This is a genomic window from uncultured Methanobrevibacter sp., assembly GCF_902769175.1.
Taxonomy (GTDB): domain Archaea; phylum Methanobacteriota; class Methanobacteria; order Methanobacteriales; family Methanobacteriaceae; genus Methanobrevibacter.
Map to the genome: position 1 here is coordinate 1 of NZ_CACXNW010000012.1, position 22,046 is coordinate 22,046.

18 protein-coding genes are annotated in these 22,046 nt (G+C 31.0%); 15 read left to right on the forward strand and 3 right to left on the reverse strand.

The features are described from left to right. Nucleotides 1-505: 505 nt before the first annotated feature. The 8 genes from QZV12_RS05080 (at nucleotide 506) to QZV12_RS05115 (ending at nucleotide 11,426) form a co-directional block, all read left to right on the forward strand. Nucleotides 506-2,566 carry a right-handed parallel beta-helix repeat-containing protein gene (locus QZV12_RS05080; RefSeq protein WP_295618246.1) on the forward strand — a complete coding sequence of 687 codons (2,061 nt, stop codon included), beginning with the start codon at nucleotides 506-508 and terminating at the stop codon, nucleotides 2,564-2,566. After that, the gene (locus tag QZV12_RS05085) at nucleotides 2,536-4,680 is read left to right on the forward strand and encodes a hypothetical protein (protein WP_295618249.1); all 2,145 of its coding nucleotides are present in this window, start codon (nucleotides 2,536-2,538) and stop codon (nucleotides 4,678-4,680) included. Before QZV12_RS05080 ends, QZV12_RS05085 begins: the two co-directional genes overlap by 31 nt. Before the next feature lie 366 nt (nucleotides 4,681-5,046). Then, entirely contained in the window at nucleotides 5,047-5,568 is a 522-nt protein-coding gene (locus QZV12_RS05090) for a hypothetical protein (RefSeq protein ID WP_295618251.1), read from the forward strand. A gap of 11 nt (nucleotides 5,569-5,579) precedes the next feature. Next, nucleotides 5,580-6,287: a hypothetical protein gene (locus QZV12_RS05095; RefSeq protein ID WP_295618254.1), complete on the forward strand. Its 708-nt coding sequence runs from the start codon at nucleotides 5,580-5,582 to the stop codon at nucleotides 6,285-6,287. Nucleotides 6,288-6,379: 92 nt separating this feature from the next. Next, the gene (locus QZV12_RS05100; protein ID WP_295618258.1) at nucleotides 6,380-6,937 is read left to right on the forward strand and encodes a hypothetical protein; all 558 of its coding nucleotides are present in this window, start codon (nucleotides 6,380-6,382) and stop codon (nucleotides 6,935-6,937) included. Continuing rightward, nucleotides 6,909-7,874, forward strand: a complete 966-nt coding sequence (locus tag QZV12_RS05105) for a hypothetical protein (protein ID WP_295618261.1) — start codon at nucleotides 6,909-6,911, stop codon at nucleotides 7,872-7,874. Before QZV12_RS05100 ends, QZV12_RS05105 begins: the two co-directional genes overlap by 29 nt. A gap of 194 nt (nucleotides 7,875-8,068) precedes the next feature. After that, nucleotides 8,069-9,139 carry a hypothetical protein gene (locus tag QZV12_RS05110; protein ID WP_295618265.1) on the forward strand — a complete coding sequence of 357 codons (1,071 nt, stop codon included), beginning with the start codon at nucleotides 8,069-8,071 and terminating at the stop codon, nucleotides 9,137-9,139. After that, nucleotides 9,117-11,426: a hypothetical protein gene (locus tag QZV12_RS05115; RefSeq protein ID WP_295618268.1), complete on the forward strand. Its 2,310-nt coding sequence runs from the start codon at nucleotides 9,117-9,119 to the stop codon at nucleotides 11,424-11,426. The genes QZV12_RS05110 and QZV12_RS05115 overlap by 23 nt, the downstream gene beginning before the upstream one ends. Before the next feature lie 211 nt (nucleotides 11,427-11,637). Here QZV12_RS05115 and QZV12_RS05120 read toward each other — a convergent pair whose 3' ends face one another. Continuing rightward, nucleotides 11,638-11,811, reverse strand: coding sequence for a hypothetical protein (locus QZV12_RS05120; RefSeq protein ID WP_295618271.1), 174 nt, complete (start codon nucleotides 11,809-11,811; stop codon nucleotides 11,638-11,640). 290 nt (nucleotides 11,812-12,101) lie between these two features. Here QZV12_RS05120 and QZV12_RS05125 point away from each other — a divergent pair, with 290 nt between their 5' ends. The 7 genes from QZV12_RS05125 to QZV12_RS05155 all read left to right on the forward strand — a co-directional run bounded on the left by QZV12_RS05125 (nucleotide 12,102) and on the right by QZV12_RS05155 (nucleotide 20,547). After that, nucleotides 12,102-12,821, forward strand: coding sequence for a (5-formylfuran-3-yl)methyl phosphate synthase (locus QZV12_RS05125; protein ID WP_295618274.1), 720 nt, complete (start codon nucleotides 12,102-12,104; stop codon nucleotides 12,819-12,821). Between the two features lie 115 nt (nucleotides 12,822-12,936). After that, nucleotides 12,937-14,430, forward strand: coding sequence for an IMP dehydrogenase (gene guaB, locus QZV12_RS05130; protein WP_295618278.1), 1,494 nt, complete (start codon nucleotides 12,937-12,939; stop codon nucleotides 14,428-14,430). Between the two features lie 525 nt (nucleotides 14,431-14,955). Next, nucleotides 14,956-16,653 carry an ATP-grasp domain-containing protein gene (locus QZV12_RS05135; RefSeq protein WP_295618281.1) on the forward strand — a complete coding sequence of 566 codons (1,698 nt, stop codon included), beginning with the start codon at nucleotides 14,956-14,958 and terminating at the stop codon, nucleotides 16,651-16,653. A 281-nt stretch (nucleotides 16,654-16,934) separates the two neighbouring features. Then, nucleotides 16,935-17,942 carry an aspartate--ammonia ligase gene (gene asnA / locus QZV12_RS05140; protein ID WP_295618284.1) on the forward strand — a complete coding sequence of 336 codons (1,008 nt, stop codon included), beginning with the start codon at nucleotides 16,935-16,937 and terminating at the stop codon, nucleotides 17,940-17,942. A gap of 616 nt (nucleotides 17,943-18,558) precedes the next feature. Then, nucleotides 18,559-18,738, forward strand: a complete 180-nt coding sequence (locus QZV12_RS05145; RefSeq protein WP_295618287.1) for a hypothetical protein — start codon at nucleotides 18,559-18,561, stop codon at nucleotides 18,736-18,738. Between the two features lie 170 nt (nucleotides 18,739-18,908). After that, a complete protein-coding gene (locus tag QZV12_RS05150; protein WP_295618290.1) occupies nucleotides 18,909-19,676 on the forward strand; it encodes a hypothetical protein in 768 nt (255 codons plus the stop codon). Nucleotides 19,677-19,809: 133 nt separating this feature from the next. Continuing rightward, on the forward strand, nucleotides 19,810-20,547 hold the full coding sequence (locus tag QZV12_RS05155) for a molybdenum cofactor guanylyltransferase (protein WP_295618292.1): 738 nt from the start codon (nucleotides 19,810-19,812) through the stop codon (nucleotides 20,545-20,547). 282 nt (nucleotides 20,548-20,829) lie between these two features. Here QZV12_RS05155 and QZV12_RS05160 read toward each other — a convergent pair whose 3' ends face one another. Further along, nucleotides 20,830-21,393 (reverse strand): methyltransferase, encoded by a 564-nt coding sequence (locus tag QZV12_RS05160; protein WP_295618294.1) that lies wholly within the window; start codon nucleotides 21,391-21,393, stop codon nucleotides 20,830-20,832. 55 nt (nucleotides 21,394-21,448) lie between these two features. Continuing rightward, nucleotides 21,449-22,006 (reverse strand): UbiX family flavin prenyltransferase, encoded by a 558-nt coding sequence (locus QZV12_RS05165; protein WP_295618296.1) that lies wholly within the window; start codon nucleotides 22,004-22,006, stop codon nucleotides 21,449-21,451. Nucleotides 22,007-22,046 lie beyond the last annotated feature (40 nt).

Consider the following 22,046-nt stretch of genomic DNA (forward strand, 5'->3'; position numbering starts at 1 on the left):
AGTAAAAGATTTTTTTTTTTGGGATTTTGGAAAAAATTAAAAAAAATTTGGGGTCATGGATTTGATTTTTTTTTTTTTTAAATTTGTGACACCCTCTCTCTTTTTAAAATAATTATTAATTTATGATTTTCTTTTTTTTTTGAGTTTGTAAAAAAGTTTAGGCTTAAAATCATAATATTGATTTTCACTTATAAAGAAATCTAATAAAATTATAATAAACCTATAAAATTTTACAGCCACTTTTTTTTTAAAATAATTATTAGTTTATTTTTTCTTTTTTTCATTTTAAGCAAGATAATCGTCATTCCAATATCCAAGTTTAATATTTTTTATTATTTTGTTTAAGGTTTTTTTAAACAAAAATTTTATGATTTTGTCTAAAATTTGCATTATTTTTAATTCAAATCATCAAATTTTATCCTTAAACCTACTGATTTATATAATAGAATTCAATAAATTTATATATTTTGCTTTATATATAAAGTATATAAATGGGGAAATTTTAATGAAAAGGGGATTTAAGATATTTTCATTATTTTTACTTATTTTACTTGTTTTATGCTCTTTTTCATCAGTCAATGCAGATGATACAATTCTGGCTGATGGTGTAGTGGAAAGTAATAATGAAAATATTGTGGATGCTTTGGAAAGCGACAAGTCAATAGATGATGATTTGTCTAATGCCTGTATTGTTTCAGATGATAATTTCGCTACGGACAATACTGATATAAGTATAGACAGTGATTCTAATCAATTGAATCATATTGAAAGTTCTGATGAAAGTCGTGATGAAAGTCGTGATGAAAGTTCTGATGAAAGTTCTGATGAAAGTTTAGATGATAATTTAGGATTATCTTATGATATAGATGGAAAGGACAAGAATCTTTTATTGTCTTCTAATGAGAATACTGATTCATTGGCTGCTGATTTAAATGAAAATTCACTTGGTGCTTATGAGTTATCTTTTCATGATTTAGGCGTGCTTATAGTGGCTAGTTTGTCTTTGGGTCATATAGATTTGACATCCGATTACAAGTTTAATTACGAGACTGATGCTGTAAACATATTTGGTTTGGTCATATGTCCTTCAACTTTTACTGTTTTTGATGGTCATGGCCATTATATCGATGGTAACTTTCAAGCTGGAATATTCCATGTTTTCACTGATCCATATATGGAATTCAGACCTTCAATCACATTCCAAAATGTAATTTTTAAGAATGTAGGCTTTAGCGAGGATATGATGGATTGCTATGAAGAACAGGCGCCTCCAGGAGAAGTTGAAAATTATAAGAAAGTATTTAATGCAGTATGTGCTTCAAACATCTATATTAATTTTTATAACTGCAAATTCATTAGCAATAATTGTCCTGTTAATGGTGCATTATCTCTTCGGAAAAAAACTAATATGATAATGCAGAACTGCAGTTTTGAATCAAATCAAGCAACTCATGGTGCTGCCATTACTATGGATACCAGTTGTCATTTTGATATTTCTAACTGTCACTTTATTAACAATAATGCTAAGGAAGATGGAGCTGCCATTTATGTCCAATCTTCCATTTTGGACCAAGATGATTCCGATAGTACATTACATCACTGTACATTCATTGGCAATACTGCACTATATAATGGAGGAGCAATCGCTGTGGAAAGAAGTTCTTCTTTAAAGGTAAGGATTATCGAGGGATATTTCTCTCTAAATGTTGCTGGAGAGTCTGGAGGAGCCCTATATATTGATTCTAGTGTAGAATTGATAAAATCTAATCTCACAAACAACAGGGCTTTAAGAGGTGGAGGGGCTTATTTGAGTTATTTCAACTCACCTACCTCTCAAACTTCATTTATAAATAATCGTTTTGTCAATAATGATGCAAATGAACTTGCCTCTGAATTGTATATTAATTTCCAAACGGAGGAGAACCATTATAGCTTAAATAAAAATTATTTTAAGAACAGTCAGACTTTTATCCCTTCACTCTATTTGGCCACACAATATCCTAGTGAAATGAGATTGGAAATTAATCACAATTCATTTGTTCCTATGGATTTGGGAACCTACACTTTTATGAAAATTGAGAACATCAGTCGGTGTGAGATTAATGAGAATTGGTGGGGTAAAAATAATCCTCATTTAGATTCCTCATATGAAATTGAGGTAAATGGGATGTCATACAAATGTTCTATAGATCGTAGTCCACTTTATTTACGTATGGATGTGCCTTTGGAGATTCCGAATTTGCAAGAAAGTGAATTGAGATTTGGGACTTACTGTAGTAAAAATGGAGAGGATGTTGAAGTGGATTTCTTCCCATTTGGCATTGACATAAGCTGCTCTTCATCAGATGGTGTAGTAAGAGTTGGAGACTCTACTCATGACGCTAATTTCAAAAGTGCATATTTCACTCCTCGTCATAATGGAACCGCTAGGTTAAAAGTTAAATTTGATAAGCAAAGTATTGATTATACTTTAAATGTCATTGGAAGAAATTCTGAGTGGAAGAAAATATTTGAGCTATTGGAGGAATTACTATATTGGTCACTGTCCTTACGATATATAAGATAGTTGATGATGATGACCTGCCTTCCAATGGATCAGATGACGGGGATTATGTTTATTTCAAGTCAATTAAAGATGCAATTGATCATGCAGAAGATGGTGTTGCCATTATGATTCCTCCTGGAGTTTATCATGGGATTGATAATGTTGGACTTAACATCAATAAGAACATTTTCCTGATGAGTGAGCCTAACAAAACAGGGGATGTGGTGATTGATGGTGAGGGCAAATCATGGATATGGAATATCAGCGCTACAAATATTACAATTTTAGGATTTACTTTCATCAATGGATATACTGATGGTGATGGAGCTGCCTTGAATTTCAACAAGCCTCTTGACAATAGTACAATCATAGCCAATTTCATTAACAATAAGGCTGCAAATGGTGGAGCAATCTATTTCGCATCAACTGGAGCAAACATAAATGCCAGTCTGTTCACTCACAATGTTGCTGAATATGATGGAGGAACAATATATTTCTCAAATGGATGTGTGATTGGAAATGATACCTTTAGTTATAACAAGGCTGACCGTGGAGGAGCAATATTCCAAGTAGGTGATTTAAGCAAGAAAGACATTGCTTTTGAGAGCAATGATGCCAAAGAGGGAAGCAATATTTTTGTTGTTGGAACAGCTGATCCTAATTTAGGCTTTAGCATTAATGATGTCAATGAAGGTGAATCTGTCTTTATGGAAATCACTACTGACAGCAGTTATTCCGGATTGGTATTTGTTGAAGTCAATGATTTTTGCTATCATGTAAATGTCGTTGATGGCTATGGTAATGCATCAATTAATTTAAATCCTGGGATTTATATTGCAACTGCAATTTTCAGAGGCAGTGAAAAATATAAAATCAGCACAATCACAACTGAATTTGAAGTGCATGCTAAGGAACTCATTGATCCTGATTTAAGGATTTCTGTTGCTAACGTTACTTCAACCCAACCGGTTTTGATAGAGATACATGCCACTCCAAACTATTCTGGAAATGTTTCCGTTATGCTTAATTATGACTCTTCCAAACTTTTTACAGTAAATGTAGTTAATGGTTATGGTAATGCAATCATTGGCAAATTGAATCCAGGATGCTATACTGCTATGGCATATTGTGATGCCATTGATGATTTTGATGCAAGTTCTGATAGCACTGACTTTGAAGTTTATGAGGATGATAGCTTGATTGACCCTATGTTGGCCATTAACGTCACCGCTCAAGGTATTGATAAGCCTATAATAATTGAATTCTTTGCAAATCGTAGTTATTCCGGTGATTTCCGTATTCAAATAGATCCATTCATTGATTATATGACTAATATTGATGATGGATATAAGAAAATAACCTTGAATGGTTTGTTTGGAGGGATTTACACTATAATTGCAACAGCCTATTCCACTGATGTATTTAAAGAGAGCACTGTTTCTATGGAATTTAAAGTGGATGGTCAGGACCTTTCAGATTTTAATCCATATGGCAATGCTTCAAGTCAGCTTACTAATGTTTCAAAACCTGCAGGATCTACTGTCAGTGCCAAAGTGAAATCATTAATCGCTGCTAAAAGCAAGGCTTATGTAATCAATTATGGTGGCAAATACAGTGTAACTCTAAAAGATGCTCAAGGGAAGGCCATTTCCAATAGGAAGATTACATTTGTTTTAGCAGGTAAAAGCATTGGATTTGCCAAGACTAATTCTAAAGGTGTTGCTACAATTAAATTAAGTCCAAATATCCTTAAAAAGATTAAGGCAGGTGAGAAAAGGATTGTTATTAAATTTGCTGGGGATAATAAGTATAAGTTGGCAAGCAAAACAGCCATAGTAACAATAAAGAAAGAAAAGGTCCGATTGATTGCTAAGAAAAAATCTTTCAAGAAATCTCTTAAAACCAAGAAATACAGTGTTTTCTTGAAAAACAGCAAAGGAAAAGCTATTAGAAATGCAAGGATTTCCTTAAGGATTAATGGAAAAACCTATTATGGAAAAACAAACAAAAAAGGAAAGATTATCTTCAATATTAAAAAATTAAATAAAAAAGGCAAATATCAAGCAATAATTAGGTTCAAAGGCAATAGATACTTTAATGCAATCAGCAAAAAAGCTACAATATCTGTAAAATAAGTTGATTGGATTTTTTTATCTCATTTCATTATTTTTTTTTTTTAATTTTTTATATTTTTAGTTCTTTTAATTTTTTTTGTTATTTAGTTTTCATTATTTTTTTCATATATTTGTTTGCTTTTTTAAAAGTCAAAATACTAATTTGTAAAAGACTATGATAATATTGATTCTAGCTATTTTTAAATTAATGTTCTTATCAATTCTATTAATTTAGTTAATCATTAAAGGAGTTAAATAATTTCATCTGTTTTATACACAGTTTATTTACTTATCCATATACATATACTAATCTCAAAATAAACCTATTCATTTATATATTATGTTTTATATAAATATATATAATATAAATAAAATGAGGAATAATTAATGGGAAGGGGAGTAAAAATATTTTCATTATTTTTACTTATTTTACTTGTTTTATGTTCATTTTCATCAGCTTATGCAGAGAACACAGATTATTTGGCTGATGGATTTGTTGAAAGTAATCTTAATAAAAATATTAATCAGATATGTTTAGAAAGCGATGCATATGATGAAGAAGGATTAATGCATACAGACTTAATTGAAGAGGAAAGCTTAGTCGAAAGTCGGTCTCTTGATGAAGAGACTTACGGTGATGATGCTGGAAAGTCTTATAGGGATATGTATATGGGCATTGTGCTCAATGAGAATAATTTTACATTGGCAGATGATTACACTTTCAATCCTGACTTAGACTTGTCATTGACTGTATTGAGCATTCCTGATTATTATGAAAATTATCTAATAGACGGACAAGGTCACACCATAGATGCTGCTAATAGTGCACATTTTTTTATGATTTCAGGCAATAATGTGACTTTAAGAATATCAATTTTATTAATGGAAATTCAAGTAGAGGTCCACTAATTCACTTTTCAATGAGCGGAACAATTGAAAACTGCACATTCATAAATTGCTATGCAAACCAAAGTGATTTAGTGCTCTTTGATAATGAAGGAACAATCACTAACTCTAGATTCAATAATAATTCTGCACTTGATGGAAATATGGTGTATTTCCAATCTGCCGGTTTGATTGATGGCTGCTGTTTTTCAGAAAATAATGCCACTTATGGTGGCGGGGTAAGATTCAAATCTGATGGGACTGTTGTCAATTCCATATTTGAAGGCAATCATGCAGATATAGGAGGTGCAATCTATAGTTCATCTGGTGAATTATTTGTTGATGCCTGTCATTTTGAAAGCAATTCTGCAAATCTTGGAGGGGCAATTCGCGCTGCTGAAGGCTATCTATTCCTAAGCAATTCCACTTTTGTCAAAAACAGTGCAGATGCTGGTGGAGCAATCAGCCTATATGATGGAAGGGTAATCAATTCTAATTTTAGCCAAAATCTTGCAAACTTGCAAGGGGGAGCAATATATTCCAGTACCATGGTGATGGTAGATACCTGCAGTTTCCAAAATAATATTGCTGATGATGGAGGAGCAATGTACTGCTCTAATATAGGATCTGTTCAAAACTCTGCTTTTATGGACAACACAGCTGTAAACAATGGTGGGGCAATTTATTTAGGTTTTAATGGTGAAGCATCAGCAGTAATTTCAGTGGAAATAAAGTTACATTAGGTTTAGCCAATTCAATATACTGTAGAAATATCCTTGCAAGTGTCCTTAATTATTTTGACAATGAATCTGAGGCCATTTACTCTAGAAGAACATTGGATTTCAAGGCATCCTATATTGATGGAAGCGTTACAAGTTCTGGTGATGGGTCCCTATTTAAGCCTTGGAAAACCTTGAACGATGCTATAGAAAACTGCAAAAATAATGAGAACATACTAATCAATTCTGGAACATATAAAGGAGCAGACAATATAGGCTTGATTATTGAGAAGAATTTCAATCTTTATGGCGATGGTGAAGTGATCTTTGATGCTCAAGGAAAGAATTTTATTTGGAGGCTTTTTGACGTTGCCGTAAATATTGATGGAATAATCTTTAAGAATGGAAATGCTGATCGTGGTGGTGCAATATACAGTTCAGAAGAGTCATACATAACCATTAACAATTCCAAATTCATAAACAACACAGCTGAATATTATGGGGGAGCCATATTAACAGATGGTCATTTGGAACTGAATAACTGTTACTTCAATAAAAATACCCAAACAACACCTGATGATAACCATGATATGCCTTTGCCTAATGTTAGTGGGGGGAGCTGTTACAGGTACATATCCTTTGAGCATGGTATTTGTCAGAAACAGTGTTTTTGAAGAGAACAGTGCTGCTGAAAGTGCTGCTGCAATACAGGTTGGAGCATTTGCTTATATTGACAACTGCACATTCAAGAAAAATCATGCTAATTTAGGAGGTGCAATCAGAGCATATGTTACAAGCAATCTAATGTTTTCAGATGCAGGTTCCTCTTTCATTTCCAACACTGCATCAAAGTGGGGTGGAGCAATACAGCTGATTTTCATTAACACTTCTGTAAATAATCTTTATTTTGAAAATAATATTGCTGAAGAGGGCGCAGGAGGCGCTATTCATGGCTTATGTGAAGATAATCCATTTATATATGGTGGCCAATATATATTGCATCTTGTCAACTGTACTTTCATATCTAACAAAGCCCTAAAATATGGATGGGCTGGAGCAGTTGCTTATGGAATAGACGATGATCGTGCCACACTATGTCTTGATGGCTGTACGTTCATGTCTAACTCTGCAAATTATGGTGGTGCAATTTATAGTTTCGGTACCTTGCAATGCATAGGTGCCCCAACAAGTTTCTTTGAAAATGAGGCATATAGTTATTACGATGATGAAGATGAAATAAATATTGCTGGCTTCGGTGGTGCAATAATGCACTTTGGTGAGTTTGACTTTGACACCGGGGTGAGTTTTTTAGGAAATAAAGTTTCTGGATATGGTCATGGTGGTGCGATAGCTGTTGTTGGTACAACCAGGCCTAAATCATTAATTGAAAACGCATTTTTTTCACAAAATATATGTGAAGGTGCTGGTGGAGGAGCCATTTACACAGTTCATGACCTTGTTGTAGCTAATTGCATATTCATAAGAAATTATGCTGTGGGTAAGAAAGAGGTTCAATTTGGACCTGATAAGGATATTGACTTAGCTGGGGGAACAATTTACTGTCGTGATGAAAATGTTAGTATTTCCCTGATAAAAAAAACAATTTCATAGATATTGACTATTTATATGAAGATTATGATTATGGTTATGCTATTTATAGTAAGGGGCCTTTTGAGCTAATTGGCAATTATTATAATGAAAATGGTAAAGACCCTAGTGTTTTAGGAGCTAAAGGAAAAGATCGCATATATACTGACATCTGTCCTGTTACTATTTTATGGGATTACAGTTCTGACATCAGTAAATTGGCTGACTTGTTATATTTGTCTAATGCTTCAAAAGTGATTTTAGATAGAGATTATGAGGTCTATTGTCCTATTTTAATTGAAGTTCATGCAGATAGGAATTTAACTATTGATGGTCAAGGGCATGCAATTCAAGGCCATAAGAATAGGGATTTCGAAATTAAAATTTATGGTAACCTTAGATTTGAAAATGTGGTATTTAATAATTTAAATGATTTATTTTCAATTCGCAATCATGGAATTTGCAATTTTATAAATTGTACATTCTCATGGAATGAAGGGGATAGAGGAATCATATCTGTTTATGATTCTGGTGTTTGCAATATATTGAATTCTACCTTATCAAATAATTATGGTAAAAAGGGTGCAGCAATATCCGTTTTTGATTCTGGAGTTTGCAATCTTATGAATTCCTCCTTAGCATATAATTTTGTCACAGACAAGGGTGGTGCCATTTACAGTGAGAATAAGGTTAATGCAGTTAACTGCATTTTTGAAGGCAATTCCTTTTTAAACAAGGCTGGAACTGGCGGTGCAATATATTCAAAGGTACTGTCAGTTGAGAATTGTAGTTTCATGTCTAATACTGCATATGATCTTGGTGGTGCTATTTATGCTTATGAGCTTGCCATGTCCAATACAACATTTTTGGAAAATGGTGCAAATTATGGTGGTGCAGTCTTTTTAGATGGCAATGGCAGTTATATTTTGAATGTTTCAGGAATTAATTTTTTAAATAACAGAGCCCTTTATGATGGTGGAGCCATTTATATCAATAACACTAATTTGGATTTAAACTTGAATTCCAATGTCTTCGCTTATAATAATGTTTTATGGGGAACTGGCACTGCTGTTTATAATTGTGGAGACTATCTTGAAATCATATATAATTGTTGGGATGATGGCTTTGTTGATTTTGAAAATGAACCTATTTTGGTGAAAAAGGGATCTCCGGACATTTATTATTCAGATTTGGATATTCACCTAGGTCCAAGCCAAGTTGATATCGCATATCCTTTGAGTTTCCTGCAAAGGGCAATAAATTTCAATGAAACATTTATTGACTCGTGATTATGCTTACAACGAAAAATTAGATAAGGATATGAGTTGCATCAATCTCACTCGTGACTATCTTGTAATTGATGGTCAAGGTCATTTCATTGATGGAAAATCTGTCTCCGGATTAATTAATGTTCAAGCCAGATACGTCACTTTAAAGAACATTGTCTTTGTAAATGGATTTTCAGATTATGGTGCTGCAATCAATGCAAATCATGTTCAAGGCTTAAAGTTATATGATTGCAAATTCATCAATAATGTTGCTATAAATGATGGTGGTGCGATTTATTTGGCTAATGGAGCTATATTTAACTGTAGTTTCTTGAATAATTATGCAAATGGTAGTGGCGGTGCCATTAGATTGGTTGATTATATGGGAAGCGAAATTTATCAATCTACCTTCATAAATAATTCTGCATCTGATTGTGGTGGTGCTGCTGCTATTGATGGAATGGCAACTGTAAAAGAATGCATATTTGATGATAATCATGCCAAAGACGGTGGTGCACTTTACTTCTTTAGTGAGGCAACAGTTTACGATTCAGATTTAACAAGGAATAATGCATCACATCTTGGAGGTGCAATATATTCAAAGAAAGATTTGCACTTAAACTATTATGCGGTCTTTAAGGATAATTATGCTGAGGATCTTATTAATGACTATTATTTGGAAAATGGTGCTGAACTGGATGTTCTCGATGATAGGTTTGTTAATTTCACTTCTTTGCAAAGCTTAATTGACAATAGCCCTGATTCAATTATTAAATTAAATCGTGACTATAAAGTTTATGAATCTGATGCTGACCTTAATAATAGATATGCAGGCATTAATATTACTCGTGACAATATTGTCATCGATGGTCAAGGTCACATAATCAGCGGAGATGAAAAATCAAGAATCTTTAATGTTAAGGCGAATAATGTAACTTTTGTAAACATTAATTTTGTCAAAGGCTATGCAAAATTTGAGTCATCCACTGTTTTTGATGGTGGTGCAATATATTTCGATAGATTAGGAACAGTGAAAAACTGCACTTTTAGTGAAAATGATGCTTGGAGCGGAGGGGCAATCTATTTTTCATCAGATGGAATATTGATGAATTGTTCTTTTGACCATAATCATGCTGTTCATGCTAGAGCAGTATATGCCAATGGGAACTTGGTTCTTGATAATGTCACTTTTGAATCTAATTGGGCAGATTCTCCAGGAGAGCCTTATTATGTAGATCGTGGACGCATTTTTAATGTTACTCAAATTTATTCCGATTTGAATATAACAGCAAATAATGTCATTTTTGATAGCCCTGCATTTATTGAAGTCAGTACCAATGACACTACTTCAAACTTTGTAACCATTGAAATCGATAATGTGAATTATAATGTAAACCTAACTGATGGATATGGCAACCTAACAATTGATGGTTTAAGTCCAGGTGTTTATACAGCTACACTAAGTTATAAACTTATAGATAAGTATGCTTATGTTATGAAATCTGTTGATTTTGAAGTTTATTCTAAGCCAACCCCTGGATTAATCCTTACTGTTGATAACATTACTGTTGGGGAGGATGCATTTATTGAGATTAGGATTAATGATACTGTTAAGGGATTGATTCCTATTTATATTATGAATGCTGATGATTTGGATAATGTAATCGAATTGAATTATGCAGTTGTTCTTAATGGATATGGTTCTGTTTCATTCAGTAATTTGCCTGTTGGCACATATGTTGCAAGAGCAGTCTTCCAGGCAACAGATATCTTTGATGGTGAAATTGCCTTAGCAGCCTTTAATGTTTGTCCTGCTTCTGCAAATTTAAATTCTACAGGAAATGCTAATTTGCCTACTCCAGCGGTTAAAAAGATCAATCCAAACTTGAAGATAGTGGTTTCAAGCATTAGGGTAGGGAAAAAGGCATTAATCAAAATTACAACAGTCAAAAAGTTCTCTGGTAAAGTCAAGGTTAAGATAGGCTCTAAAACCTATACAGTTAATGTTGTTAAAGGAAAAGGAAGCAAAGCAGTCAAAGGACTTAAGGTAGGCACATATAAGGCAACAGCAAGATTATATGCAACAAAGGCATTTAAGGCTAACACAAAAACAACTAAATTCAAGGTAAAGCCACATCTTATCAGATTAAGTCTTAAGAAGGTCAAAGTCAAAAGGTCTGCCAAAAAGCTAAGAATCACTGCAATCTTAAAGATTGATGGCAAAAAGGCTAAAGGCAAAAAGCTCCTATTTAGATTTAAAGGCAAAAATACGCTGCAAAGACCAATAAGAATGGAATTGCAAGGATAACAATCAAGAAGAAAGTGCTTAAAAAGCTTAAAGTCTGAAAGAAAGTAAAATACCAAGTCAAGTATGGTAAAAAGATAGTCAAAAGAACTGTTAAGGTTAAAAGGTAAAAATGAGGGATTATCTTAGATAAATTAAGATACTTTCATTTCATTGAAATTTTTATTTTTTGCTTTTTTTTCTTTTGGTTGTTTTTGTTATTTTTTTTTCTTTTTTATTTTTTTTTTTCTTTTGCTGATTCGTCATTTTTTTTCTTTTTTAAATTTTGTTTATTCTCATTTGATTGCTTTTTCAAAATCAAAAAAATCTGTTTGGAAAAGACTGTATTTTTTCCTCTTTTTTTATTTTTAGCTATTTTATAATTATTTTTCATTGATTTAATATTCATTTTTCTTATATTGTTTTTCTTATGGTTTCTTTTATTTTTTTATTAAAAAATAGTTAAAAATACTATTAAATATAAAAAGTATTTATATTATTATTTATAAAAGTATAAATAATCTAAAATATTTATAGAATATATATTATTAAAATTAATATTATTCTAAAAATGGATATTTTAAGAATATTTTAAATTAAAAAATTAAAGATAGAAATTTAAGCTTAAAATTAATAATTAATTTTAAAGATTATTAAGTAATGAATGATAATTGATATAGTATTATTGGAGGAATATGATTGCTTTTATTAATTAGTCCTATAAATCATGACGAAGCTGTCGAATCCATTGAAGGTGGTGCAGACATAGTGGATGTAAAAAATCCTAAAGAAGGATCCCTTGGAGCAAATTTCCCTTGGGTAATCAAAGATATTAGAGAACTTACCCCTGATGACATGCTTGTAAGTGCGACTTTAGGAGATGTTCCATATAAGCCTGGAACTGTTGCTTTAGCTGCTATGGGTGCATTGGTTTCAGGTGCAGATTACATTAAAGTAGGATTATATGGTCCAAGCAACTATGAAGAAGGATTAGAAGTAATGAAAGGAGTAGTCAAAGCAGTAAAGGACAACAATCCTGATGCTACTGTTGTTGCTTCTGGTTATGCTGATGCTCATAGAGTTGGAGCTGTAAGTCCTTGGGATATTCCTAAAATAGCAAAGGATTCTGGTTCTGATATTGCTATGTTAGACACTGCTGTAAAGGATGGCCATACCTTATTTGATTACTTAGATATTGATGATTGTAAGAAATTCACAGAAGAGGCTCATAGCTATGGATTAAAAGTAGCTTTAGCAGGTTCCGTTAAAAAGGATCAATTAAAACCATTATATGATATTGGCTGTGATGTAGTAGGTGTTAGAGGAGCTGCTTGTGTAGGTGGAGACAGAAACACAGGTCATATTGACCGTACTGCAGTAGCTGATTTAAAAGCACTTGTACAATCATTTGAAGAATAAAATTCTTTAATTTTTGATTTTGATGTCTGATTGTTCTATTTATTAATAGAATAATTTTTTAAATTATTTATTATTTTTATTTTACTTTTTTACAATTTTTAAGGAGGTATAAAAATTGCAATTTTCAGATAAGATTTATAATGCAAAACCTGGTTATACTTATGATGATTTTTTATTAGTTCCTAATGCTTCATGGATAGAAGCTAAAGATGTAAATACTAAAGTCAGCTTAACTAAAGATATTAAATTGAACATTCCTATAATGAGTGCTGCTATGGATACTGTAACTGAAGCTAATTTAGCTATTGCACTTGCTCAAGAAGGTGGAGTAGGTGTTATTCACCGTAACATCACTCAAGAGGCACAAGTTGAGGAAGTTAAAAAGGTTAAAAGTGCTGAGGATATTACTGTACGTGATGTAGTAACCATCAGTCCTGAATCTTCCATTGAAACTGTTCAAGACATTATGGAGAATGAATCTGTAAGTGGCCTTCCTGTAATGGAAAATGATAAGATTGTGGGAATCATCTCTAAAAGAGATGTAAGACCATTCTTAAAAACTGAATCTAAACATTTAGTTAAGGATATAATGACTTCTGAAGTAGTGACTATTAAAGAGAATATTACATCTGAAGAAGCATTGGACATTGCTTATGAGAATAAGGTGGAAAGATTACCTGTCGTTAGTGAAGATGGTTCATTAGTAGGTATTCTCACTATCAAAGATATTTTAAACCAAGATCAACATCCTAATGCTGCAGTTGATAAAAAAGGAAAATACCTTGTTGCTGCCGCTTGCGGTCCTTTTGACTTAGACAGAGCTATGGCATTGGATCAAGCAGGTGCAGACATTATTTCCGTTGACTGTGCTCACGCTCATAACATGAATGTAGTTAAATTTGCAGAAACAATTAAGGACAATATTGATGCTGATTTATGTATGGGTAATATTGCAACTCGTGAAGCTGCAGAAGATTTGATTGCTCATGGAGCTGATGGACTTAAGGTAGGTATCGGTCCTGGTTCCATTTGTACTACCCGTATTGTTGCAGGTATCGGTGTGCCACAAGTAACTGCCATTGCAGAAGTTGCAGATATTGCAAGCGACGTAGGTGTTCCTGTTATTGCAGATGGTGGACTTAGATACTCTGGTGACATTGCAAAAGCTATTGGTGCTGGTGCAGATGTCGTAATGCTTGGTAACTTGCTTGCTGGAACTTTGGAGGCTCCTGGTGATATTGTAACCATGAATGGTAGAAAATACAAAACATACCGTGGAATGGGATCCATTGGTGCAATGACTGGTGGATCTGGCGGTGGAGCAGACAGATACTTCCAAGAAGTGGATAAAGGCACCCATATGAAACATTCAAAATTAGTTGCTGAAGGTGTGGAAGGTGTAGTTCCATATAAGGGAACTGTAGCTGAAGTAGTATTCCAATTAGTAGGTGGATTAAAATCATCTATGGGTTACTGTGGAGCTATTGACATTCCAACCATGAAGAAAGTTGCTCGTTTCGTTAGAATTACTTCAAGCGGTATTAAGGAATCACATCCTCATGAATTGATGATTACTAACGAAAGTCCAAATTATCCAACTTTTGAATAAGTTTGATATTTTAGAATAATTTTTAATTATTCTAATTTTCTTTTTTCTATTTTTAGTTTATTTTTAGTTTATTTTTAGTTTATTTTTAGTTTATTTTTAGTGATTTTTTCTATTATTAGTTTTAGTGATTTTTTCTATTTTTAGTTTATTTTTAGTGATTTTTTCAATTTTACACTTTTCATTTTTTAAATTATTATCTATCTAATTTTCTTACAAAAATATTATTTGATTAAAAATTGTTTAATCATCTTCTTTTTTAGTAAAACCCTTAATTAATTATATTTTTTTAAATTTTCACTGTAAGTAAGCACTTACATTCGAAAATATTTATATACATTCCTTTTCAAATCTTATATTGATATAAATGAGATTAAGTATTGAATAAAATTTTTTAAATTATTTTATTCATTTGTATTCTTAGATGTTAGTTTATTAACATTATTTCGAAAATTTTATTCAATACTTTTTTTTTGCTAATATCAACAAATAAAAAAACATATAAAAAAAATTTAAATCGGGATGATCATGAAGAACATAGTTGTTGTAGAATGTAAGTCTACTGGAAAAAATTTTATTGAAGATATTGCAAATATGGGTTATAATCCTATTATTTTACAAACAAGAGTTGCGAATACTGAAGAAGGAAAATCCTATTTACAAGCCATTAGAAATGGTTTAGATTCTCTTAAGCATGATTTTGAATTAATTCATGAGAAAGATACTTATGAAGAAACTCTGGAAATGGTAAAAGAATATGATCCGCTTTTAGTTTTGCCTGCAAATGAAAGGGAAGTTATATTAGCTTCCAAATTGGCTTATGATTTAGACCTTTTGTGCAATGATGTTGCAAATTTAGATGCAATGACCCTAAAGGATGCAATGCAAAATCGTATAGCTGAATGCGGACTTAGACACATTAGGGGTAAAAAGGTTACACATCTTGAAGATGCATTGGAATTTTATGATAGTGAAGAATTAACTGATGTGGTCATTAAACCTGTTTATGGTGCAGGATCTACCAGTGTAAGGATTTGTGAAAGCAGAGAAGAATTCATAAATGTATTCAAGCTATTGGCTACTAGAACCAACCAATATGGAGATGAAAATGAGGAGTTCTTAATTCAAGAACGTATTAACGGTGAAGAGTATATTGTTAATACAGTATCCTCTGAAGGCATACATCGTGTAACAACTGTATGGAAATACCATAAGATTAAAACCAATGATGGTGCTATATTATATGACTCTATGGATTCTGTTAATGAATTGAGCATTGGCGAAGCTAAAATGATTGAATATGCTTATAAAGTGGCTGATGCACTTGGAATTAAATATGGGTCGGTTCATGGAGAATATATGATTGATGAAAAGGGTCCTGTGCTTATAGAAGTTAATTGTCGCCCAATGGGTGGGGATATGTCTGTAGAATTTTTAGACAGGGTTTCAGGTCAGCATGAAACAGACAGTATTTTATATGCTTATCTAAAGCCAGACTTATTTAAAGAGCAATTGAAAAAACAATACCAATTGTATGCACATGCTTCATTGAAATTTTTCATTGTTCCTAAAGGCATTGTTGCTAGATCTGCTCCTATGAAAAATATTAGCCTTAAGTTGAAAAGCCATTTAAGGACAAGTTTAGATGATATAGACTATGGAAATTCCAAATATTATGTCAAGACTGAAGATCTGGATACTAGTCCAGGTACCATGTATTTGGTTCATGAAGACCTATCTGTAGTTCAAAAGGACATTGAATTTATTAGAAACATTGAGAAAAATGCTTTTTCAATGGTATTAAGTAGTGAAACACATGATGCAGAACTTAAAGATGATGATACATATATAAATGATATCAGGCCATTGGTGGAAAACTGTGAAAGATTCGGTATTGGTCTTTTGGTAACTGATCAGTTCATTGATGATATTGATATTCTTCAGGTCAAGCCTCAGGATGTAGAAAATATTACCGGAACATTTGACTTTATTGTAATTAATTTAAATAAAATTATTTTTAATAAACCATCAAAAGATGTAATTGAATCAATGTGGGGAAGTTTTTCAAAAATTAAAAAGAACGGCTTAATTTTTATTCCAGAAAATACTTATGAACTGTTTGTTGGTGGAAAGAACAGTATGGAAGTGTTAATTAAAGCTGCTGGTTTGAAAATTGTGCTTCCGCCTTATGGTTTATATGACACGATTATTGCATCTAAAAACTAATGAAATATTTAAGATTTCATAGAAAGCTTTTATTTTTTATTTTTAAAACAGGATATTTATTTGAGGTTTTGATAGAGGGTATTTATTTTTTATTTTTAAAACAGGATATTTATTTGAGGTTTTGATAATAGAGGGTATTTATTTTTTATTTTTAAAACAGGATATTTATTTGAGGTTTTGATAGAATTTTTTTATATTTAAATTATATATGTTATTTGTTTAGTGTAAATGAGAATAGAACAATTACTTATTATTTATGATTTTTTTAGAAGGATGATTATATGGAGAAAATTTATATTCCAGAAGGGTATGAAAGTCCACAGAGCATGAAGGATACTCAAAAAGCTATTAAAGAGGTACAGGATTATTTTGAAACAGCTCTTTCAGAGGCACTTAGTTTAACCCGTGTTTCTGCACCTATATTTGTAACAACAGGAAGCGGGATCAATGATGATTTAAATGGTATTGAGGAACCAGTTAGATTTTGCATTACAGAACAGCAAAAAGAGGTTGAAATTGTCCATTCATTAGCAAAATGGAAAAGATTGGCTTTGTATAGGTATGGATTTGAAAAAGGACAAGGATTATATACCAATATGACAGCTATCAGAAGGGATGAGGAAACTGACAATATCCATTCTGTTTATGTAGATCAATGGGACTGGGAAATGGTTATCGATAAGTCAGAAAGGAATATTGAGTTTTTAAAGGAGATAGTTTTTAGAATTTACATGGTTCTTAAACAGACTGAATACTATATGTGTGGCAAATATCATTTCATGAATCCATTTCTTCCTAATGAAATTTGCTTTATCACTGCCCAGGAATTGGAGGATCGTTGGCCTGATAAAATACCTAAAGAAAGAGAAAATTTAATCGCTAAGGAAAAGGGTGCTGTATTTTTAATGAAAATTGGAGCTCCTTTGGATAGCGGTGAACCTCATGATGGCCGTGCTCCAGATTATGATGATTGGGAATTGAATGGAGATATATTGGTTTATTATCCAATATTGGATATGGCTTTGGAACTTTCTTCCATGGGAATTCGTGTAGATGAAAATTCCCTTCAAAAACAGCTTGAAATGTCTCATTGTGAAGAGAGAGCAGTTTTACCTTATCATAAAAATGTTATAGATGAAGTATTGCCTTACAGTATAGGTGGTGGAATTGGCCAATCAGGACTAATCATGTTTTTCTTACAGAGAGCTCATATTGCTGAAGTTCAGTCTTCTGTATGGCCATTGGAAGTATCTGAAGAGTTAACTGCTCATAATGTTAATATAATTTAATTTAAATTATATTAATTCTATCTTTTCATTTCTTCTTTTTTTATTAGTTTTAAAACTTATCTTTTTTATTTTTATTTTTATTTTTAATTTTATTTGTTATAGCACTATTTTTATTAATTTTATTATTATTTTATATTTTTAAATTTTTAGTTTTCATATCTTTTTTTTAGATTTTAATCATGTTTTTTGCTTTTTTGATAAATTTTTAGTTTTCATATCTTTTTTTAGATTTAAATTATGTTTTTTGCTTTTTTGTTAAATTTTTAGTTTTCATATCTTTTTTTTTAGATTTAAATCATATTCTCTAATTTATCATAAATTAAATTTGAATTCATTAAACGAAGAATTTATAAATTTAAAAAATAAAATTATATATGATAAATAGTTAAACTCGTTAATTATTTATCAAGTTAATTTTTTTTACAATTCTAAAACAGAATTGCTTTTTAAAGTCTTTAAACGATAGATATGAAATAAATTATTATTTATTCTATTTTTAACAGGTTTTATAAAATATTTTTAAATATCTATTATGGAGAGTTAAATAATGTTAGATTTTATTAAAAGACTTTGGAACCCTGTTGCATTTTGGATCAGTTTAATGATGAGTATTATAATGCCAATTATTTTTGGAGTAATTCCATATTACTTATATGGAAATGGCATATCAATTGAAAACTGTTTGATTCTATGGCCATTAAGATGGTTAGTGGCTTATTTATTAATCAATACATTTGTAAAGGATACTGGTTTAAAGCTAGCTGCAAAAGTTTTTCATTTTGATCCAGGATACTAATCTATGTTTTCATTTGTTTTCTCAAAACTTAACAAAATTAATTTCTATATAATAAAAAGAATAATTTATTATATTTGAAAAATAAACTATTTGTATAAATTAATTAAGTATTGGCTCTATTTAAGTAATTTATAATTTGGATAATTTGTAATATTTTTGGAGTTTATAAAATGAGAGAAAACAACGATAGGAGTTGGAAAATAAGATTTGCAATAATAATGTTTGCTTTAGCAATCATTATATTTCTAGCAAGATATCTTATCTTCGGAGATGGGAAAGAGATTATTGCTTATTTATGGAAACATATAGGTTTCATTCCAATTGATATATTGATTGTTGGCTTTTTGCTTGAAGGAATTATGGGTAAAAAGGAACATGAAGCTGTTTTGGAAAAAATTGACATGCTTATGGGAACCTTTTTCTCAGAAATTGGAAATGATTTGATTGCAGAATTAAGTAAAGTTAATGCCAATAAGATCAATACTGAAAACCTAAAGGACATCAGGAATTGGGATGAAAAGGATTATGATAACAAGATGAAGGAATTAAAATCTGTAGGTGTAGATTTTAAGGCGGATATTCCTAAGGAAGAAAGAGAGGAGTTTTTAAATAGGATTTACTCAATTCTTGTTGAAAGGAGAGAATTTTTAGTAAACCTTATCAATAACCCTAATCTATTGGAAAAAGATGAATTCTCATCACTTTTGCTTGCTTTATTACATTTAGATGAAGAGCTTTCCCGTAGAGGAGAATTCTCAGACATTAGAGATGTTGATTTCAATCATTTGAATGGTGATATGAAAAGGGTTTACTCTAAATTAGTATATGAATGGGTTTGTTATTTAAAATATCTCTATAAATACTATCCTTACATGATTTCCCTTGCTATCCGTACCAATCCATTTGATACCGAAGCAGATGTTCATGTAAAAGAATAGATTTATTTCAGATTATGGCTAATTGATTTGATTTCTATCAATCAATTTCTTCTTTTTTTTATTTTTTTTTATTTTTTTTTATTTTTTAATTTAATTATTTAAGTTGTTTAGTTTATTTTAACAGATGATTGTTATGAATGGTCAAAAATTGTATTCTTGCATAGTTTTATCAGGAGGGATGAGTAGAAGAATGGGTCAAGATAAGGGATCTATGATTATTCAAGAGAAACCTATGATTTTACACATACTTGAAAGACTAAACTATAAAATAAATGATGTTATAATTGTTTTAAATGATAGCAAAAGGATAGCTGATTATCACTCATTGCTTAATCAATATTGTGATGGTGAAATTGAAGACAATTTTGATTATTCATTGGAATTTGTCGAAGATGAGATTAAGGGAAAAGGTCCTATATCAGGAATCATGACTGGACTAAAGAATGTAAAAACAGATTATGCACTTGTTTTGCCATGTGATTCCCCTTTTATAAGTGATGATAATATAGATGCAATGTTTGATTTGCTTGAAAAAAATTTAGGTTCAAATAATGATATAGATGCAATCATTCCATTTCACATAAAGTCAAACAAGGACAAATTCAAGGATAATGAAGAATTTAACTTTGATGATGCTGGTGAAATGACTATTGATATGAAGATTCAAAATAGCGAACCTTTGCATTCAATTTATAAAAAAGGGAATTTGAATAATATAAAGGATTTATTAAATGAAGATAACTTATATGTCAAGTCATTTATTAGAAGCTTAAACAATCCTTGTTTTGTAGAAGTGGACAATAAGATACTCTTTGATAAGGACTTTAGAAACTTCAACAGAAAAGAAGATCTTGAAGATTTGGAAATATGATTTTTTGAATATCTATTTTAAAATTATCTTTTTAAATTATCTTTTTAAATTATCTTTTTAAATTATCTTTTTAAATTATCTTTTTAAAAAGTATTCATCTTCAACTATTTTTTAACAATTATCTCTTTTCACTATTTTTTCTATAATTATCTTTTCTATTATTATCTTTTTTTAGAATTATCTTTTCTATTATTATCTTTTCTATTATTATCTTTTCTATTATTATCTTTTCTATTATTATCTTTTTTTAGAACTATCTTTTTTTAAAATTCTCTTTTTAAATTATCTTTTTTTAATGGAAATGATGGTCATTGGATTTTGGCTTTCCATTTTTATTCCCTTATTTAATAATATTCCATTGGATATGTTGATTTGGGTGATTTTAGGATTATAATTCATCTGTGATAATTCATTGACTATATTGACTTCAAAGTCCAGTATATTGGTTAAAATGACTATTCTTCCTTTTGAATTGATTTTTTCATGGACTTTAAAAATGACTTCAATATAATTGTCTTTTTTTGCCTTTATAATGCCAATGTCAAAATTCTCTATTTTTTCTATTGCAGACAGTTCATCCTCATTGATTATTTCAACTTTATCAATGTTTCCATGCTTTCTAATATTCTCTTGGCTTATTGTGGCAGCTTGCTCACTTTCATCAATTGCATATACCTTTTGAGCAAGTTTGGAAAATTCTGTAGATATTTCTCCAACACCGCAATTAATGTCTAAAACAATATCTGAATCCTTTACATCAGATTTATAGAGTACAATGGATCTGATTTCCTCTTTTAAAAATCCGGAAATGTCGCATGTTGTTCTAAAATCAAAGTCATTAATCATATTTTCAACTCAATAGATAATTTTTTTTGGTATGTTTTTTGTGGTTTATGCAGTCTTATTGTGGTTTTTCCCATCTTTTAAACATTTCATTTTCTATCTTCAATACATCCAATACCTTTCCTACAATGAAGTCTGTAATGTCTTTGATGCTTTCAGGTTCATGATAAAATGCAGGCATTGCAGGTAGGATTATTCCTCCTTCCTTAGATATTCTAAGCATATTTTCAAGATGAACAGCTCTAAGAGGAGTTTCCCTTGGAACTAAAATAAGTTCTCTTCTTTCCTTTAATGCCACATCAGCTACACGGGTGATTGAATTTGATGCATATCCATTAGCTATTGCAGATAATGTCTTCATTGAACATGGGATAATGACCAATGAATCAAACTTAAATGAGCCGCTGTTTACAGATGAATCTATTTCATTTGCCTCAAAGTAATGGTCTGCCAATGATTTGATTTCTTCCAAATCCTCATTCATTTCATAATTGATTACGATTTTTCCAGGCTCACTGATCAATAGCCCTGTTTCCATATTGAGTTTTTTAAGTGCCTTGAGTAATTCCACTCCATAGATTACTCCGCTTGCACCTGTAATAGCTATAAGAATCATTTTTATCATCTACTAATTCATTTAATAATGGTATTTTAAA

Bases quoted from the DNA above. Each gene is read 5' to 3' on its own strand.
- QZV12_RS05145 (WP_295618287.1), top strand. From the start codon at position 18,559: ATGCCAATTATTTTTGGAGTAATTCCATATTACTTATATGGAAATGGC.
- QZV12_RS05150 (WP_295618290.1), top strand. From the start codon at position 18,909: ATGAGAGAAAACAACGATAGGAGTTGGAAAATAAGATTTGCAATAATA.
- asnA (WP_295618284.1), top strand. From the start codon at position 16,935: ATGGAGAAAATTTATATTCCAGAAGGGTATGAAAGTCCACAGAGCATG.
- QZV12_RS05135 (WP_295618281.1), top strand. From the start codon at position 14,956: ATGAAGAACATAGTTGTTGTAGAATGTAAGTCTACTGGAAAAAATTTT.
- QZV12_RS05095 (WP_295618254.1), top strand. From the start codon at position 5,580: ATGAGCGGAACAATTGAAAACTGCACATTCATAAATTGCTATGCAAAC.
- QZV12_RS05080 (WP_295618246.1), top strand. From the start codon at position 506: ATGAAAAGGGGATTTAAGATATTTTCATTATTTTTACTTATTTTACTT.
- QZV12_RS05155 (WP_295618292.1), top strand. From the start codon at position 19,810: ATGAATGGTCAAAAATTGTATTCTTGCATAGTTTTATCAGGAGGGATG.
- QZV12_RS05165 (WP_295618296.1), bottom strand. From the start codon at position 22,006: ATGATTCTTATAGCTATTACAGGTGCAAGCGGAGTAATCTATGGAGTG.
- QZV12_RS05105 (WP_295618261.1), top strand. From the start codon at position 6,909: ATGGTATTTGTCAGAAACAGTGTTTTTGAAGAGAACAGTGCTGCTGAA.
- QZV12_RS05120 (WP_295618271.1), bottom strand. From the start codon at position 11,811: ATGAATATTAAATCAATGAAAAATAATTATAAAATAGCTAAAAATAAA.
- QZV12_RS05160 (WP_295618294.1), bottom strand. From the start codon at position 21,393: ATGATTAATGACTTTGATTTTAGAACAACATGCGACATTTCCGGATTT.
- QZV12_RS05115 (WP_295618268.1), top strand. From the start codon at position 9,117: ATGAAACATTTATTGACTCGTGATTATGCTTACAACGAAAAATTAGAT.
- QZV12_RS05090 (WP_295618251.1), top strand. From the start codon at position 5,047: ATGGGAAGGGGAGTAAAAATATTTTCATTATTTTTACTTATTTTACTT.